18 protein-coding genes are annotated in these 15,740 nt (G+C 68.7%); 8 read left to right on the top strand and 10 right to left on the bottom strand.

The annotated features are described in order from the left end of the window. Positions 1 to 9: 9 nt before the first annotated feature. The 3 genes from AC1DNC_RS05190 to AC1DNC_RS05180 all read right to left on the bottom strand — a co-directional run bounded on the left by AC1DNC_RS05190 (position 10) and on the right by AC1DNC_RS05180 (position 3,807). Complete coding sequence (locus tag AC1DNC_RS05190) at positions 10 to 1,941, bottom strand: bifunctional sugar phosphate isomerase/epimerase/4-hydroxyphenylpyruvate dioxygenase family protein (protein ID WP_476861475.1); 1,932 nt, start codon at positions 1,939 to 1,941, stop codon at positions 10 to 12. Further along, positions 1,941 to 2,822 (bottom strand): shikimate dehydrogenase, encoded by an 882-nt coding sequence (locus AC1DNC_RS05185; protein ID WP_476861474.1) that lies wholly within the window; start codon positions 2,820 to 2,822, stop codon positions 1,941 to 1,943. Before AC1DNC_RS05185 ends, AC1DNC_RS05190 begins: the two co-directional genes overlap by 1 nt. A gap of 124 nt (positions 2,823 to 2,946) precedes the next feature. Beyond that, positions 2,947 to 3,807, bottom strand: coding sequence for an IclR family transcriptional regulator (locus AC1DNC_RS05180; RefSeq protein WP_476861473.1), 861 nt, complete (start codon positions 3,805 to 3,807; stop codon positions 2,947 to 2,949). 226 nt (positions 3,808 to 4,033) lie between these two features. On the opposite strand from AC1DNC_RS05180, the gene AC1DNC_RS05175 reads away from it, so the two are divergent. Then, positions 4,034 to 5,353, top strand: a complete 1,320-nt coding sequence (locus AC1DNC_RS05175; RefSeq protein ID WP_476861472.1) for an MFS transporter — start codon at positions 4,034 to 4,036, stop codon at positions 5,351 to 5,353. A 132-nt stretch (positions 5,354 to 5,485) separates the two neighbouring features. On the opposite strand, the gene AC1DNC_RS05170 is transcribed toward AC1DNC_RS05175, so the two are convergent. After that, complete coding sequence (locus AC1DNC_RS05170; protein ID WP_476861471.1) at positions 5,486 to 6,562, bottom strand: ATP-dependent DNA ligase; 1,077 nt, start codon at positions 6,560 to 6,562, stop codon at positions 5,486 to 5,488. A 165-nt stretch (positions 6,563 to 6,727) separates the two neighbouring features. Here AC1DNC_RS05170 and AC1DNC_RS05165 point away from each other — a divergent pair, with 165 nt between their 5' ends. Continuing rightward, positions 6,728 to 6,964 carry a hypothetical protein gene (locus AC1DNC_RS05165; protein WP_476861470.1) on the top strand — a complete coding sequence of 79 codons (237 nt, stop codon included), beginning with the start codon at positions 6,728 to 6,730 and terminating at the stop codon, positions 6,962 to 6,964. A 4-nt stretch (positions 6,965 to 6,968) separates the two neighbouring features. On the opposite strand, the gene AC1DNC_RS05160 is transcribed toward AC1DNC_RS05165, so the two are convergent. From AC1DNC_RS05160 to AC1DNC_RS05150, 3 genes are read right to left on the bottom strand one after another with little or no spacing between them, the layout of a single operon-like run. Next, positions 6,969 to 7,256, bottom strand: a complete 288-nt coding sequence (locus tag AC1DNC_RS05160) for a MoaD/ThiS family protein (RefSeq protein WP_476861469.1) — start codon at positions 7,254 to 7,256, stop codon at positions 6,969 to 6,971. 8 nt (positions 7,257 to 7,264) lie between these two features. Beyond that, the gene (locus AC1DNC_RS05155) at positions 7,265 to 8,401 is read right to left on the bottom strand and encodes a WD40/YVTN/BNR-like repeat-containing protein (RefSeq protein ID WP_476861468.1); all 1,137 of its coding nucleotides are present in this window, start codon (positions 8,399 to 8,401) and stop codon (positions 7,265 to 7,267) included. Between the two features lie 50 nt (positions 8,402 to 8,451). Then, positions 8,452 to 8,652 carry a hypothetical protein gene (locus AC1DNC_RS05150; RefSeq protein ID WP_476861467.1) on the bottom strand — a complete coding sequence of 67 codons (201 nt, stop codon included), beginning with the start codon at positions 8,650 to 8,652 and terminating at the stop codon, positions 8,452 to 8,454. Positions 8,653 to 8,756: 104 nt separating this feature from the next. Between AC1DNC_RS05150 and AC1DNC_RS05145 the strand changes: the two genes are divergently transcribed. The 5 genes from AC1DNC_RS05145 to AC1DNC_RS05125 all read left to right on the top strand — a co-directional run bounded on the left by AC1DNC_RS05145 (position 8,757) and on the right by AC1DNC_RS05125 (position 12,887). Continuing rightward, positions 8,757 to 9,266 carry a universal stress protein gene (locus AC1DNC_RS05145; protein ID WP_476861466.1) on the top strand — a complete coding sequence of 170 codons (510 nt, stop codon included), beginning with the start codon at positions 8,757 to 8,759 and terminating at the stop codon, positions 9,264 to 9,266. 243 nt (positions 9,267 to 9,509) lie between these two features. After that, a complete protein-coding gene (locus AC1DNC_RS05140) occupies positions 9,510 to 9,857 on the top strand; it encodes a metal-sensitive transcriptional regulator (protein WP_476861465.1) in 348 nt (115 codons plus the stop codon). Positions 9,858 to 9,897: 40 nt separating this feature from the next. Then, a complete protein-coding gene (locus tag AC1DNC_RS05135) occupies positions 9,898 to 10,128 on the top strand; it encodes a heavy-metal-associated domain-containing protein (protein ID WP_175323461.1) in 231 nt (76 codons plus the stop codon). Positions 10,129 to 10,213: 85 nt separating this feature from the next. Then, positions 10,214 to 12,484 carry a heavy metal translocating P-type ATPase gene (locus tag AC1DNC_RS05130; protein ID WP_476861464.1) on the top strand — a complete coding sequence of 757 codons (2,271 nt, stop codon included), beginning with the start codon at positions 10,214 to 10,216 and terminating at the stop codon, positions 12,482 to 12,484. 136 nt (positions 12,485 to 12,620) lie between these two features. After that, positions 12,621 to 12,887, top strand: coding sequence for a hypothetical protein (locus AC1DNC_RS05125; RefSeq protein WP_476861463.1), 267 nt, complete (start codon positions 12,621 to 12,623; stop codon positions 12,885 to 12,887). Positions 12,888 to 12,986: 99 nt separating this feature from the next. On the opposite strand, the gene AC1DNC_RS05120 is transcribed toward AC1DNC_RS05125, so the two are convergent. Beyond that, positions 12,987 to 13,979: an EamA family transporter gene (locus AC1DNC_RS05120; RefSeq protein WP_476861595.1), complete on the bottom strand. Its 993-nt coding sequence runs from the start codon at positions 13,977 to 13,979 to the stop codon at positions 12,987 to 12,989. Positions 13,980 to 14,102: 123 nt separating this feature from the next. Here AC1DNC_RS05120 and AC1DNC_RS05115 point away from each other — a divergent pair, with 123 nt between their 5' ends. Next, a complete protein-coding gene (locus AC1DNC_RS05115) occupies positions 14,103 to 14,645 on the top strand; it encodes a CGNR zinc finger domain-containing protein (RefSeq protein WP_476861462.1) in 543 nt (180 codons plus the stop codon). 42 nt (positions 14,646 to 14,687) lie between these two features. Here AC1DNC_RS05115 and AC1DNC_RS05110 read toward each other — a convergent pair whose 3' ends face one another. Beyond that, positions 14,688 to 15,044, bottom strand: a complete 357-nt coding sequence (locus AC1DNC_RS05110; RefSeq protein ID WP_476861461.1) for a hypothetical protein — start codon at positions 15,042 to 15,044, stop codon at positions 14,688 to 14,690. Between the two features lie 85 nt (positions 15,045 to 15,129). Continuing rightward, the gene (locus AC1DNC_RS05105) at positions 15,130 to 15,723 is read right to left on the bottom strand and encodes a hypothetical protein (protein ID WP_476861460.1); all 594 of its coding nucleotides are present in this window, start codon (positions 15,721 to 15,723) and stop codon (positions 15,130 to 15,132) included. Between the last annotated feature and the right edge of the window lie 17 nt (positions 15,724 to 15,740).

The following is a 15,740-nucleotide window of genomic DNA, read 5'->3' as shown; positions in this document are numbered from 1 at the left end:
CGGGGGTGGTCAGGCGGTGAGGTTGAGCTGGTGCAGGTGGTCGTACTGGACGGCATGCCGGACCGGGGCGTTGGGTGCCCCGTAGCCGTCGTAGGAGCCGCGGCGTTCCACCATTTCGAAGAACACGCTGCCGACGGTGGCGGTGTAGAAGTGCAGGAATTCGCCGTCCGCGTCGCGGTCGTAGAGCAGGTTCAGTTCGCGCAACGTGCCCAGGAACGCCGGATCCAGGTCGAAACGCGCGTCCAGGTCCTCGTAGTAGTTCGCCGGGATGCGCAGGAACTCCAGGCCCCGTCCGCGCGCGGCCCGGGCCGTGGCCACCAGGTCATCGACGGCGAACGCGATGTGTTCCTGGTAGGTCCGGCGCTGGATTCCCGTTGCGGCGCTGGCGGCCGTGTCCGGCCCGCCGTCCTGCTGGTGCAGCGGGGCCAGGTTCAGCACCAGCCGCACGCCGCGGTCCCGGGTGGTCATCACCTGGGAGCGGACCAGCCCGGTGGGGCTGGCCACTTCCGCGTACGGTTGCGGTTCCAGGGCCAGGGCGCTGGTGTAGAAAAGCACGGCCTCGTCGAAGTGCTGCCACGGCTGCGCCAGGTTGACGTGGTCGATCACGGCCTGCGGCGCCGTGCTGGATCCCGCGGTCGCGGATTCGGGTGCCGTGCCGAACTCGCCGACCCAGGCGGCGGTGCCGTCCGGGCTGCCCTGGCACAGGAAGATTTCGGTGGAATCGGGGGCAGCGAAGCCCTGGAAGATTTCCTCGTTGGCCTGGCTCTTGCGCGGCACGGCGGGGGCCTTGAGCTGCTGCGCCCGGGCGGCCGCGATCACCGGCGAATCGACGTCGAAGCCGACCGCGGCAATGGCGGTCTCCGCCGCGGCGGGCGCCTCCTCGTTGATGATCACGCGCGCGTGGCCCATGGTCCACAATTGCACGTTCTTGGTCCGGTGCCGGCCGTTGGAGGCGAAGCCAAGCTGGCCCAGCAGGGTCTCCAGCGCGGCGGTGTCGGCCGTGCGCACCTCAGCGAAGTTGAAGCCGGCCGGTTCGGCCACCCGCGGCAGCGTGGCCAGTTCCATCGGATAACGGCGGCGGCCCGGAGCCCCGGCGCCCGTTTCGGCCGCTGCGGGGTTTGCCTCCAGCCACTGGGCGCTCTGTTCCTCGAGCCAGATCAGCGAACGCATGGCGTCCACGGCGGTCCGTTCGACGTCGGACTGCCGGAAGACGTCGTTGAAGACCTCCAGCGAGACGGGGCCGGCATAGCCTGCGCGGACCACGTGGCCCATGAACTTCGCGAGCTCGAACTGCCCCTCGCCCGGGAAGACCCGGTAATGCCTGCTCCAGGACAGCACGTCCATGGAGAGCTTGGGGGCGTCCGCCACCTGGACGAAGAAAATTTTCGCCGGGTCGAACCCCTCGATCGGGGCCGTATCCCAGTCCCGGGACAGAATGTGGAAGGAATCAAGGCAGGTACCCAGGTTCGGGTGGTCCACCAGTTGCACCAGGCGGTGGGCGTGCTCGTAGTCGTTCACGTACTTGCCCCAGGCCAGGGCCTCGTAAGCGACCTTCACGCCGTGGCTGCCGGCGAGCGAGGCGAGCCGGGACAGCTGCGCGGCGCGAAGCTCGTCGTCGTCGATGCTGGCCGTGGCCACATTGGAGCAGACCAGGATGGTGTCCATCCCCAGCCGGGACATGAGCCGGAACTTGGCCTCCGCCCGGCGCAGGTTCGCGGCGAGCAGCTCCTCCGGCACACTGTCGAAGTCGCGGAACGGCTGGTAGAGGTCCAGGCTCAGGCCCAGGTCCGCTGCCATCGACCGGACCTCCTCCGGGCTCAGGGAGGAAGTCACAAGGTCCTGTTCAAAGATCTCGATCCCGTCGAAACCGGCGGCGGCGCAGGCCTGCATCTTCTCCCGCAGGGTGCCGGAGAGGCAGACGGTGGCGATTCCGGTGCGCATCAGGCGGCCACCTCCTCGGCGGCGACGAGCTCCAGGAAGTGGGCCCGCATCCGTTCCGCGTCGGCCTTGACGCCGGTGAAGATCCGGAAGGCGTCGGCAGCCTGGCCCACGGCCATCCGGCCGCCGTCGAGCACCTCGCAGCCCTTGGCACGGGCTTCGCGGACCAGTTCGGTCTCGATCGGCCGGTAAACGATGTCCGCAACCCAGTGCCGCGGTTCCACGAGGGACATGTCCAGCGGGACACCGGGGTGGGCGGCCATCCCGACGGGGGTGCAGTGCACCAGCCCGTCGGCGAGGGGCATGAGCTCGGGGAGTTCCGCCGTCGTCCGCGCCGTGACCCGGCTCTGCGGGAAGAACCCGGCGAGCTCGGCTGCCCGGTCCGCGCAACGGGCGACGTCGGTATCCACGAGATCCAGCCGCCGCACCCCCGCGGTCAGCAGGGCGTAGGCGACGGCGGACCCGGCGCCGCCGGCGCCCAGCTGCACGACGCGGTCCAGCTTCGCCCCAGGCAAACCGGACGCGAGGGCGGAGGCAAACCCGGAGAAATCGGTGTTGTGGCCGATGAAGCGGCCGTCCCGGATGGTCACCGTGTTGACGGCCCCAAGGCGCCGGGCGTCCGGCGAGATCTCGTCAAGGTGTTCCAGCACCAGCTGCTTGCACGGATGGGTGATGTTCAGGCCGTTGAAACCGAGCCGCTGCGCGCCGGTCAGGAGTTCCCCAACAGCCTCGCCCGGGAGGCCCAGCTCGGTGAGATCGATGGGGCGGTAGAGGTACCGGAGGCCCTGCACATCGCCTTCGCGCTCATGCATGGCGGGCGTGAGCGACGGCGTGACGCCATCGCCTACCAGGCCCACGAGGAAGGACTCTGCTCGATTGCTCATCCGTCTAGCTCCTTTGACAACGGCACTCGGCGGCCGCGCTGCGGGCGGCAGGCCGGGTGGTAGGGATTACATTACTGCAAGTGTTCACATATTGCACGAGTGTTCTTATTACGAACATCGGTGACTACTGCTGTGGCAGCCGGGCCGAGAGCTCAGCCGCTGCGGACTGCAGCAGCGGCACGAGGGCAACCAGCGCCTCCATGCTCATCCTGAACACCGGCACCGCGGTGGCCAGTGAGGCTAAGGCGTGGCCCTGCGAGTTGAAAACCGGCACCGCGACGGCACGCATGCCCAGCTCGTTTTCCTCGTCCATGGTGGCGTAGCCGCGCTGCCGAACCAGTTCTATTTCGGACCGGAAGGCCTCCCGGTCCGTGATGGAGAGCCCCGTGAGCGGCTCGAGCTCGAGCTCCTCCACCAGCCGGCTCCGCGTGGCGTCGTCGGCGAACGCCACGAGCGCCTTGCCCACGGAGGTGGTGTGCAGGGCGCCAAGGTGGCCCGGATCCGAGGTGACACGGAAGGTCTGCGGGCCGTCCACCTTGTTGACGGTCAGGTGGTGGTTTCCGTCGCGGACGGAGAGGATGGTGGCCTCGCCCGTCTCCTCGGTGACGCGCCGCAGGATGGGCAGCGCGGTCCCGGCAAAGCCGTGGTGGTTGGAGACCCGCTGGCCGAGCTGGAAGACGCGCAGGCCCAGGTGGTACCGGCGTCCGTCCGGCTCGTAGTCCACAAAGCCGTCCCGGGTCAGCGAGCCGAGCAGCCGGTAGGTGGTGCTGAAGGGCAGTTCCGCCCGGCGTGAGAGCTCGGCGGCACTGGCTCCCCGCGGCTCGTCGCCCAGCAGGACGAGCAGGCCCAGGGCCTTGCCCACCATGTCCGTGCGGGAATCCTCCTTCGCCGGGCGAACAGGCTTCCCGGTCTCAACGGCGGCCTCCGCGGCCTCTGCAGGGGCTTCGACTGCGGTGTCCGGCCCTGTGTCTTGATTCACACTCATGCATCGATGTTCTCACATGGTGAGAGCTATTGCTAGATAGTGATTATTTTTCTTGACAAGTGATCGCGCTCACAGCCATGCTTGCTACATCGCACAAGTAGCTCCCACCATGTGGCTACTAGTCCGGGTCTTTCCTTGGTCCAACGGCTGCCGCACACTTGAAGCCAGCGGCCGTCAAGACCTTCCCGATCCATCCGCGACAACGTCGTCACACCAAAGGAACATCATGAGCCAGACACTGCCGTCTACGACGCCGGGCACTGCCGCACCGGCCGGGACACCAAAGAAGGCCGCCCTCGCCAGCTTCCTGGGCAGCGCCGTCGAGTATTACGACTTCTTCATCTTCGGATCCGCCGCCGCCCTCATCTTCCCGAAGGTCTTCTTCCCGGACGCCGGCACCAACGCCGCGATCATGTCCTTCGCGACCTTCGGCTTCGCCTACGTGGCACGTCCGGTCGGGGCCATCATCCTGGGCCATTTCGGTGACCGGGTGGGCCGCCGCAAGGTCCTCATGTTCACGCTGTTGCTGATGGGCGCCTCCACCTTCGTGATCGGCTGCCTGCCGGACTTCAAGACCGTCGGCTGGTGGGCTCCCGTGCTGCTCGTGATCGCCCGGCTCTGCCAGGGCCTCTCCGCCGCCGGCGAGCAGGCCGGCGCTTCCTCCATGACGCTGGAGCACGCCCCGGACAACCGCCGTTCGTTCTTCACCTCGTGGACCCTGACCGGCACCCAGGGCGGCCAGATCCTCGCCGCCCTCGTCTTCATCCCGGTCCTGGCCCTGCCCGACGAGATCAAGTACGGCATCGGCTGGCGCATCCCGTTCTGGCTCAGCGCCGTCGTCGTCGTCGTCGCGTTCTTCATCCGCCGCACCCTGCACGAGCCGCCCGCCTTCGAAGAGGCCCAGAAGAGCGCACAGATTTCCAAGCTCCCGATCGCCGACCTGCTGAAGCACCACTGGCGCGACGTCCTGCGCGTCGTCGCCTGCGCGTTCATCGCCGCCGTCTCTACCGTGTTCGGCACCCTCGCCATCGCCTACGCCAAGAACGTCGCGAACGTGGACGGAACCGTCACGCTGTGGCTCGTCGTGGGCGCCAACCTCGTGGCGCTCGGCACCCAGCCGCTCTTCGGCAAGCTGGCGGACCGGATCGGCCGCAAGCCCGTCTTTATCTACGGCGCCCTGTCCAGCGCGGTGCTGACCCCGGTGTTCCTGCTCAGCCTCGAATCCGGCAGCGTCCCGCTGATGTTCCTGGCCGCAATCGGCTTCTTCTCCTTCGGCTACGCGGCCTCCAATGCCGTCTGGCCTTCCTTCTACGCCGAGATGTTCAGCACCCGGGTCCGCTTCTCCGGCCTTGCGATCGGCACCCAGCTCGGCTTCCTGATGGCCGGCTTTGCTCCGGCAATCGTGGCGGCCATGGGCGGCATCCAGCCCGGCGGCTGGGTCCAGATCACCATCTTCACCGGGATCATCTGCGCCATTGCCGCCGTCTCTGCGCTGACCGCTAAGGAAACCTTCAAGGTTCCCACCAGGGAGCTCGGCCTGCGCTAGGAACCGGCCGGACGTTCCCGCCCAGTTACAACCGGAGGAGCCCGGCGTGTTCGGTGAACACGCCGGGCTTTTCGGTGTGTCGGGGGCCGGGCTGCGGTACTAACCGGGCGGGAGCGCCCGACGGCGGGAGCTTCAGTCGTGTCCGGCGCCCAGCACCGCGGCCAGGTCATAGCTGACCGGTTCCTCCAGCTGGGCGTAGGTGCAGGACGCGGGCTCCCGGTCCGGCCGCCAGCGGACGAACTGGGCCGTGTGCCGGAACCGCGGCCCCTCCATGTGGTCGTACTTCACCTCAACCACCCGCTCCGGCCGCAACGGCGTGAAGCCCAGGTCCTTGCCCCCGCTCCACCGGCTTCCCTCGGCGTTGCGCGGCGTCCGGGCCCCCTCCTCCTGCCGGGCCGAGGCCCACGGGTGCTCGGCAGAGTCGGTAACAAGCGGCTGGAGTTCTTCGAATAGTTCCTGACGGCGCTGCATCGGGAAAGCGCCCACCACGCCCACATTGGCGAGGACGCCCTCGTCGTCGTACAGCCCCAGCAACAGCGAACCGATCCGGTCCGCACCGGAGCTGTGCACCCGGTACCCGGCGAGGACACAGTCGGCGGTGCGTTCGTGCTTGACCTTGAACATGGTGCGCTTGTCCGGCTGGTAATGGGAGTCCAAGGCCTTGGCCACGATCCCGTCCAGGCCGGCGCCTTCAAACTGCCGGAACCAACGGTCCGCGGTGTCCCGGTCCCGGGTCGCGGCCGTCAGGTGCACCGGGGCGGAGCTGCGCGCAAGCATCCCTTCGAGCACCGCGCGGCGCTCCTCGAACGGGCGCCCGGTGAGGTCATCCTCGTCGAGCGCCAGCAGGTCGAAGGCGACGAAACTCGCGGGAGTCTGGGCGGCGAGCAGGCGGACGCGGCTGGCTGCCGGATGGATCCGCTGTTGGAGCGCGTCGAAGTCGAGCCGGTTCCCGGCCGCGCCGACCAAGACAATCTCGCCGTCGATCACGCAGCGCGGCGGGAGATTTGCTTTTAGGGACTCCACGAGTTCCGGGAAGTACCGGGTCAGGGGCTTTCCGTTCCGGCTGCCGATCTCCACCTCGTCGCCGTCGCGGAAGATGATGGAGCGGAAGCCGTCCCACTTGGGCTCGAAGCTCATCGCCCCCTCGGGCAGCGCGCTGACGGCTTTGGCCAGCATCGGCGGGATTGGAGGCATCAGCGGCAGTCGCATACGGCCCATTCTGGCGCGGCCAGCCGCACACGTCGACCCTGCAGCCGGGAGGGGCCGGGAAAACTAACCCACCGCTTACCGCACCGAAACGCAGCGGCAACATACGGGCAGGACACTGGTGTTGCCGGCAAGAGCAGGCACCAGCTCCAGTCCAGGAGGCCCGCCATGTTGAAAGAAGCCAAGGTCCAGATCACCCGCATCCGCGCCCTCGACCAGCTGCACCGCGGCGACGAGATCGAAGCCCGGCTGCGCGTGGGCCCCAACTACGACGACGTGGTGATCCGTCGCGGCAGCGTGCAGGAGACGGCGCCGGGGATCGGCGTCGTGTGGATCCTGGACCGGCAATCAGGCACCCGCAAGGCCGTCAACGCCGACGAGTGCAGCCTCTGGCGCGTGGCCTAGCCCGCTAGCCGCCGGCCACGGACTGGATGATCAGGACTTCCTGGCCGGGCATCACTTCCGTCCCCAGTCCCTGCAGCCGCCGGATTTCGTTCCCGTTGACGTATATATTCACGTAGCGGCGAACGGCTCCGGTTTCGTCCCGTAGGCGCCGGGACAAGGCGGGGAATTCCCCCGCGACCGAATCCAGCAACCATTGGACCGTCACGGCCCCCTCCGCGGGCGCAGTCAGGATGGACTGCCCGCCGGCCAGCGGTTGGAGGACGCTGGGAAGCAGCACATTGATGCCGGGCACGCGAAGCCTCAGGCGGACGCCGCGGCGGACTGCGCCGCCGCCGGCACTGGGGCGCCGGTCACCTGTGCGGCCCGCACGCACAGCACGTCGGGCAGGTGCGAGGCAACCTCGGTGAAGTGTTCGCCTTCGTCGGCACTGGCGTAGACACTGCCGCCGCGGGTCCCAAAATAGACCCCCGCAGGTTCGGCGCCGTCCACGCACGCCGCGTCGCGCAGCACGGCATTGAATTCGGACTCCGGCAGGCCGGCGTCGAGCCGCTTCCAGCTCGCGCCGGCATCGTCGGTCCGGTGCACGGCAAGCTTTCCGCCCGGCGGGATCCGTTCGCCGTCGGCCTTCAGCGGGATGACCCAAGCTGTGCCGGCACGGCGGGGGTGCGTCAGCATGACAAAGCCGAAATCGGCCGGCAGCCCCTCAGCGATGGATTCCCAGGTTTCGGCGTCGTCGTCGCTGCGGTAGACGCCATGGTGGTTTTGCGCGTACAGGCGGCCCTCGACGGCGGCATCCGCAGCGATCTTGTGTACACACTGGCCGAATTCGGGGTTGGGATCGGGCATGAAGTACGCCGAGATCCCCTTGTTCCGCGGCTCCCAGGAGGTGCCGCCGTCGAGCGAGCGGTACACGCCGCCGGTGCTCATGGCGACGTGCACCTTCTCGCCGTCGGGATGGACGACGATCGAATGTGCCGCGGCCCCTCCGTAGCCGGCACCCCATTCACTGCGGTGCGGATGGTCCCAGAGGCCCCGGTTGAGTTCGAAGTGTTCGCCGCCGTCGGTGGACTTCCAGACCGAGATCGGCTCGCAGCCGGCCCAGACGACGCCGGGGCGGGAATCGGCATCGGGATGTATCTGCCAAACGCGCTCCAGCGCGGCGTCGGTGCCCTCGGGGAAGCGGATGGCGCCGTTTTCCGGCTCGTTCCAGGTTTCGCCGAGGTCGTCCGAGTGGAAAACGGTGGGTCCCCAGTGTTCCGAGCGGACCCCGACCAGGATGCGGGTTCGGCCCCCACGCGTGTCGATTGCGATGCTGGGGATCTCACTCATCAGGAAGTGCGGGCCGGACAGGGACCAGTTTTGCCGGTCCGGGCTGCTGGCGAGCCAGAGCCCTTTTTTGGTGCCGATCGCCAGGACATAACTTTCTGCGGTAGCCATGCCCTACATGCAACCACCGCAGCCGGAGAGCCGCAATGGTTTTTCGCCAGTCAATCGACGAATTCGGACTGGGTTTCGATGAAGTCCCAGTCGGCGGCGCTCAGCACGCCGGACGGCCGGTCCGGGTGCGGCCCGCCGGCCTCGGCGATGCCCTGCAGCACCGGCAGGGGCAGCTCCTCGGCGCGCAGGTTATCCCGCAGCCATTCCTTGCTGGCGAGGTCCAGGTCCAACCACCACATGAAAATTTCCACCGCTGCCGCCCTTCCCGTCTGCTTCTCACGGTAGGCCCGCCGCCGGGGCCGATCAAGGGAGGAAGGCCCTAGCCGGACCGGCCGGCCCGGGACAACAATGAAGCATGCCCGCAGCGAGCATGAGTCCAGCCCCGCTGGTTGTCGGCGTCCTTCCGGGCCAGCCCCCGGAGGTGCTCGCGACGGCGGTGATGCTGTCCAGGAGCCTTTCCGCGCCGCTGGTCTGTGCCTACGTGGACGAGGCGAGCTATCTCGTGGAGTGGGACCCTGCCCGGTCAGCCCACCGGCTTTCGCTCCATCCGGAGGCCGACAATGCGGCGATCCAGGCGGCGACGGAACGCCTCCGATCAGAAGTCGCCGCGGTCTGCGACGTTCCCGGGGTGGAATGGAAGCTGCAGACCCTGGCCGGGGATCCGGCCCGGGCGCTGGGCCGGCTGGCTGCGGATGCGGACGCGGCCATGATCATCGTGGGCACTCCCGGAGCGGGGCTGGGCCATCGGCTCACTGCCGCACTCAACGGATCGGTGGCCGCCTGGCTCAGCCATCATCAGGACCGTCCGGTCCTGATCGTTCCGGCGCGGACCGCCGTTGACGGGGCCCGCCACGGCGGCTCCTGAATGGCCCGGGAAAATAAAGCGAAAGTAGTTATTCGAGGTGCTGGCGCATCGTTGCTACTGCCCCGTAAGGTTGTACTCGTAGCCGGGAAACCGACTACCCCATAGCTGCTCCGGAGTGCGTATCCCCCAATAACGCACTCCGGAGCTCTTTAATTTCCGGACAATGTCCATTTCGGCCCCAGGTACCCCAGGTACCCCCGGAGGGTACTTGCAAGATACCCCTAGGGGGTATACCTTGATGGCATGAACGAGTCCGAAGCCTCCCTGACGCCGCCCCTGAAGGGCGCCGCGCACCAGCAGCACGGCTATTCCGCCAACAAGGACGCCTACCTCAAGCGGCTCAAACGGATCGAGGGCCAGGTCCGCGGCATAGCCCGGATGGTCGATGAGGACAAGTACTGCATCGACATCCTTACCCAGGTCGCCGCCGTCACCAAGGCCCTGCACGCCGTCAGCCTCGGGCTGGTGGAGGAACACATCGGCCACTGCGTCGTCGGGGCCGCCGCGGAGCCGGATCCGGAGCTTCGGGCCGAAACCATTGACTTCAAAGTGAAGGAGGCCACCGATGCCATCGGGCGCCTGCTGCGGTAGCGGCAACACCACTCACCACACCCCCACCAAGGAGCAAGCCATGAGCACCGTTTCCACCACCGTCGAGGTGTCCGGGATGACCTGCGGACACTGCGTGTCCTCTGTTTCCGAGGAACTCGAGGCCCTGGCGGGCGTCGAGAGCGTCGACGTCGACCTCAACGCCGGCGGGATCTCCACCGTCACGATCACCTCCGACAAGGCACTCTCTCCCGCCGAGATCGGCGAAGCGGTAGCCGAGGCCGGCTACCTGGTGGTTGCCAACGAGGCCTGAGCCCGACGTCGGGCCGCCTCCCCCGCGGAGGACGGGCAGGACGAGCGAGCAGAACTTCACCGAACGCGATCGAGGGGCACATACCGTGAGCAACGCACAACTGCTGGACCAGCCGGGGAACCGGGTGATTGAACTCGATATCGAGGGCATGACCTGCGCGTCCTGCGTCGGCCGGGTCGAGCGCAAGCTCGGGAAGCTCGATGGGGTGCAGGCTTCGGTCAACCTTCCGCTGGAGTCCGCCCGGGTCAGCGTCCCGGCCAACATCAGCGACGAGCAAATCGCCGCGACCGTGAACGCCGCGGGCTACAAGGCCACGGTGCGGACCCCCCGGGAAGCCGCCCCGGCGGCCGAGGCCACCGCCGAAGGACCGGCGGCGAAACTGAAGCCCCGGCTGATGGTCGCGGCCGCCCTCACCGTCCCGGTCTTCGTGCTCTCGATGTTTCCTGCCGTCCAGTTCCCGAACTGGGGCTGGATCGCCGCCGCGCTGGCGTTGCCGGTGGTCAGCTGGGCGGCGTGGCCCTTCCACCGAGCCGCGGCGGTGAACGCACGGCATCTGTCCTCCACCATGGACACGCTGGTGTCGATCGGCGTAACGGCCGCCTTTGCGTTCTCGGCCTGGCAACTGCTGGCCGATCCCCGCCTCACCGAGCACCCGGGCATGGAGGGCATGGACTCCGCCGGCCTGTACTTTGAGGTCGCCTCCGTCGTCACCACCTTCCTGCTGCTCGGCCGCTATCTGGAGGCGAACGCCAAGCGCAAGGCCGGCGACGCGCTCAAGGCCCTGCTGGACCTGGGCGCCAAAGATGCCACCGTGCTCCGTGACGGCGCGGAATTCCAGGTCCCCGCGGACCGGCTCCGGGTCGGAGACGTCGTCGTCGTCCGCCCGGGCGAGAAGATCGCCACCGACGGCGTCGTCCTCGAGGGCAGCTCCGCCGTCGACGCCTCGCTGGTGACCGGGGAGTCGGTGCCGGTCGAAGTCGGCCCCGACAGCCCGGTCACGGGCGCCACCATCAACACCTCGGGACGGCTCCTGGTCCGCGCCACCCGCGTCGGCGCCGACACGACCCTGGCCCAGATGGGCCGGCTGGTCTCCCAGGCGCAGTCCGGGAAGGCCCCGATCGCCCGGCTCGCGGACCGCATCAGTGCAGTCTTCGTCCCGGTGGTCCTGGTGATCGCGGCGGTCACCTTCGGCGCCTGGCTGCTCGCGGCCGGCCCGTCCGTCAGCGACACCGAGCTCCGCGCCGCCTTCACGGCAGCCGTCGCGGTGCTGGTCATCGCCTGCCCGTGCGCCCTGGGACTCGCCACCCCGGTCGGCCTCCTCACCGGCACCGGCCGCGGCGCCCAGCTGGGCATCCTGATCAAGGGCCCGCAGGTGCTCGAGGACACCCGCACCGTGGACACCATCCTGCTGGACAAGACCGGAACAGTCACCACCGGCCACCTCGCCGTTGCCGGCACCCGCGCGTTTGCCCCCTTCGGCGACAGCGAGGTCCTGCGGCTCGCCGGCGCGGCGGAGGCCGCCTCCGAGCACCCGGTCGCCCGGGCCATTGCCGCGGCGGCGCTGACCGCAGAACGGGAGCACGACGCCGATGCGCAACTGCCCGCCGTCGCGGACTTCCACTCGGCCCCCGGCGGCGGTGTCCGCGGCAGCGTGGAAGGACGCCGCGTCACCGTGGGACGGTCCGGCTGGCTGCAGGAGAACGGCGTCGTTGTGTCCGGCCCGCACCAGACCACCCTGGCAGCCGCCGAGGACGCCGGAGCCACCGCCATCTGGGTGGCCGTGGACGGGGTTCCGGCGGGCATCATCAGCCTCCGCGACACCCTGAAGCCCGGCTCCGCCGCCGCCATCGCCCGGCTCCGGGACCTTGGGCTGCGGCCCATCCTGCTGACCGGGGACAACGCGGCGGTGGCCGGACAGGTGGCGGCCGCCGTCGGGATCCCGCCGGAAGACGTCTTCGCGGGCGTCCTGCCGGAGGGCAAGGTCGACGCCGTGCGGACGCTGCAGGCCGGCGGCGCCACGGTGGCAATGGCCGGCGACGGCGTGAACGATGCCGCTGCGCTGGCCCAGGCGGACCTGGGCATCGCGATGGGATCCGGCACCGACGTCGCCATCGAAGCGGCGGACCTGACCGTAATGGGCAACGACCTGGGGCAGGTTGCCCAGGCCATTGAACTGTCCCGCAGGACCCTGTCCACGATCAAGACGAACCTCTTCTGGGCATTCTTCTACAACGCCATCGGCATACCCGTGGCCGCACTGGGCCTGCTCAACCCGATGATCGCCGGCGCCGCAATGGCGGCCAGCTCCGTGCTGGTGGTGGCCAACTCCCTGCGGTTGCGCAGCTTCGGCCGCTAGCCCCATGGGGAGGGCTGCCCATCGACAGCTTTTTGTGGAACAGGGTAGGTTCGAAGCAATGGATCTTCCGGATCAGCCGGAGGCCGCTGGGGATGCCGAGAGTATTCGGGTCCGGTGAACTAAGGAGTTTTTTCAAATGGCTATTTGGGGTGCAGATGTTACTCAGCTCAAGACTCTTGGGACGAAGCTGCAGGCCGGTTCGCAGGAGATCGACAACCAGAGGACGCTGCTGACCAAGGTGCTGGCCGGCACCCAGTGGCTGGGGCCGGACGCGGACAAGTTCCGCAACGAGTGGAACGGCGAGCACGTTGCCGCCCTCACCCGGGTCTCCCAGGCGCTGCAGCAGGCCAGCCAGCAGGCCAACCGCAACGCCACCGAGCAGGAAAGCGCCTCCTCGCGCTAGGCCTGCCACTCGACGGAGCAGTTTCCCGATCAGCCCGGACGCACTCGCGTCCGGGCTGATCGTTTGTGCCGGCTGTCCAAGCGGGCCGGCATCCCCTTATTAGGGGACGGTCTCGACGTCGTTCGCGTGGTCGAGCTCGGCGGGCAGCGGGGCCCGGGTGCGCAATTCGTCCAGCCGGACCAGGACCACCCCGCCGACGATCAGCAGCCCGCCCAGGAGCTGGATGGGCCCGGGCAGCTCGCCCAGGAGCAGCCACGCCCAGATGACGGCGAACAGGACCTCGGTGAGCGAGACGAATGAGGCCACCTTGGAGCCCAGCGCCCGCGCCGCGACGACGCCGGATACGTAGGCGAGCACGGTGGCAAGGATGACCAGCCCGCCCAGCGCGACCCACCACGGCGTGACCCACGGGCCGAGCCGGGTGTCGGCCGTGCTGGCGGCCATCGGCAGCAGGCCCGTGGCCGCGGCCAGCCACATAACGAGCGCCCCCACCATGAGGCCGCCGGAAGCCAGCACGATCGGCGGCAACGTGTCGTTCTCCTTGGCGGTGATGAAGAAGTAGATGGCCAGGCAGACGGCCGCCGCGATGCCCCACAGCACGCCGACCAGGTCGATCTTTACGGCGCCGGTGAGGTCCAGCACCAGGACCAGGCCCGCGAGGGAAAGCAGGGTGCCTGCAATGGTGAGGGGCCGCGGCCGTCTCCGGCTGGCCACCCAAAGCCACAGCACGATGATCACCGGGGCCAGGTATTCGAGCAGCAGCGCCACACCGACAGAAAGCCGGGCGACAGCGTTGAAATAGAAGAGCTGGCACGCGGCGACGCCGATCAACCCGAACAGCAGGACGGTGAGCCAGTTGTCGCGCAGCTGGTGCCAGCGGCCGCGAAGGGCGACCGCAGCAGGGACGGCCAGCACCAGCGCGGCTCCGGTGAGCCGGGCGGTGACCGCGGCACCCGGGGTCCACCCGGTCTCCAGCAGCGCCTTGGCGAAGGAGCCGGAAATTCCGAACACCGCCGACGAGAACAGGGCAACCCCCAGGCCGGACGCCAAGAAGCCCGGAGCGTCCGGAGTTGCGTTTCCGGCACCGGGGATCTGGGGGCGCTTCTTGGCCGGAGCGGCGGCGGGGCGGCGTGCGGCAGACACGGGCGGCCTCCTGTCAGGAGTAAAGTTGGGTTATGGTCATGACAGTACGCTCAGGTGACGTAAGGAGTCAAGATGGTTTTTGCCCCTGACACGGAGATCGCGCTGCGGTCCGTGGCTGCCCTGATCAACACCGCAGCCAACGGGGAGGAGAAGCTCACCACCGTCGCGGACCTGGACCAATTCCTCGCGGCCGAGGGCTTCAGTGGATCCCGGACCCATGACGCCGCGGAACTGGCCAGCGTGCACCGGCTGCGTGCCGAGCTCGCCCGGCTATGGCTGGCGGATGAGGACACCGCCGTGGAGGCCGTCAACCGCCTGTTGGCCGAGGCGCGGGCACTGCCGCAGCTGAAGAAGCATGACGGCTGGGACTGGCACCTGCACGCAACCACTCCCGAGGCGCCGCTGGCCGACAGGATGAGCACCGAGGCCGCGATGGCGCTGGTGGACGTGATCCGCAGCAAGGAAATGGACCGGATGCTGGTCTGCGCGGCCGACGACTGCGACGCCGTCGTGCTGGACCTGAGCCGGAACCGATCGAAGCGCTACTGCGACACCGGAAACTGCGCCAACCGCGCGCACGTCGCGGCCTACCGGGCGCGGAAAGCGGCGTCCTAGCCGTTGCGTGCTGGCGCGGGGCGGTCGCCCTGCAGGTGGGGGCTAGCGGAGCTCGCTGCCGGGCTCGCGGGTCTCGGCGTCGCGGGCCGGGTCAGCGGCAGGGCTGTCAAAGGAGGCAGCCGGCCGCTTGGAGCTGAGGTTGACGCCGGAGCCCTTGCCCAGGTGTTCGGCATTGTCCTTGTAGCTCATGGAGAGCATGGCTGCGATCACGAGGGTCACAATGAACGCGATGCCGGCGCCGGTGAAGGCCAGGTCGAAGCGGGGCGACTTTGCGCTGCCCCCGGAGGCGAAGATCAGGACGGCGAAGAAGGCCAGCACTGCCCAGAAGGCGGAGAACATGAGCGGCCCCTTGACCGAGGTCCGCAGGCTGCGGCGTTCTCCTGATTTCTGCTCTGCCAAGGTGCTTTCCTCCTGCCGCCAGCGCCGGATTGGCGTGGCAGTTCTGATACCGCGGTTGTTCTACGCAGGGTAGAACCTGTTCCTACTAGTTTACGGCCTCGGCGGCTGCGCCCCGCGCATCGTGCCGCAGGGTCAGGCCGGCCAGGGTCCACAGCACCCCGCAAATGATCGCGCCGCCGCCGGCCACACCCAGCAGCGCATGCGGGCCGAGATCAATGAAGAACGGCAGGGCAGCCGCGGTTCCCAGGCCGATGACGCCGGAGGCGATCCAGTCCCGCGCCAGGACCGAGCGGCGCCGGGCGGCCAGGCCCAGGTAGAACTCGGCGGCGCCCGCAAGGCCCAGACCCAGGGCGCCGATGACGCCGAACACCAGATTGCCGGCGAGCAGCGCCACCGCTGCGCCGGTTCCGGTCAGGACCGCCCCGGCGGCGGCCAGGACCTTGGCAGTCCGGCCCCCGTGCGCCAACCCGGTCTTCTTGACACTCCAGAGCAGCACCAACCCGGTGGCCAGCAGGTAAAGGCCGCCCGTCCAGCCCATGCCGGCAACGGATGGCGCGGCCCAGAAGACGGTCACGGCGCCGAAGACCAGCGCGACGGCGGCCCGGAGCAGCACGGGCTTCCACACGTCCGGGGCGGCGGGCAGGGCAGTCGAAGCGTGGGAGTTTGCGGGGAGAGTCACCCGCCCAGTTTAGTGGG

Source organism: Arthrobacter sp. 01N442 (assembly GCF_056399345.1).
This window is presented reverse-complemented; position numbering and strand designations above follow the sequence as displayed.

Coding starts and splice junctions, on each gene's coding strand:
- AC1DNC_RS05190 (WP_476861475.1), bottom strand. CDS start 1,941: ATGCGCACCGGAATCGCCACCGTCTGCCTCTCCGGCACCCTGCGGGAG.
- AC1DNC_RS05185 (WP_476861474.1), bottom strand. CDS start 2,822: ATGAGCAATCGAGCAGAGTCCTTCCTCGTGGGCCTGGTAGGCGATGGC.
- AC1DNC_RS05180 (WP_476861473.1), bottom strand. CDS start 3,807: ATGAGTGTGAATCAAGACACAGGGCCGGACACCGCAGTCGAAGCCCCT.
- AC1DNC_RS05175 (WP_476861472.1), top strand. CDS start 4,034: ATGAGCCAGACACTGCCGTCTACGACGCCGGGCACTGCCGCACCGGCC.
- AC1DNC_RS05170 (WP_476861471.1), bottom strand. CDS start 6,562: ATGCGACTGCCGCTGATGCCTCCAATCCCGCCGATGCTGGCCAAAGCC.
- AC1DNC_RS05165 (WP_476861470.1), top strand. CDS start 6,728: ATGTTGAAAGAAGCCAAGGTCCAGATCACCCGCATCCGCGCCCTCGAC.
- AC1DNC_RS05155 (WP_476861468.1), bottom strand. CDS start 8,401: ATGGCTACCGCAGAAAGTTATGTCCTGGCGATCGGCACCAAAAAAGGG.
- AC1DNC_RS05145 (WP_476861466.1), top strand. CDS start 8,757: ATGCCCGCAGCGAGCATGAGTCCAGCCCCGCTGGTTGTCGGCGTCCTT.
- AC1DNC_RS05140 (WP_476861465.1), top strand. CDS start 9,510: ATGAACGAGTCCGAAGCCTCCCTGACGCCGCCCCTGAAGGGCGCCGCG.
- AC1DNC_RS05135 (WP_175323461.1), top strand. CDS start 9,898: ATGAGCACCGTTTCCACCACCGTCGAGGTGTCCGGGATGACCTGCGGA.
- AC1DNC_RS05125 (WP_476861463.1), top strand. CDS start 12,621: ATGGCTATTTGGGGTGCAGATGTTACTCAGCTCAAGACTCTTGGGACG.
- AC1DNC_RS05115 (WP_476861462.1), top strand. CDS start 14,103: ATGGTTTTTGCCCCTGACACGGAGATCGCGCTGCGGTCCGTGGCTGCC.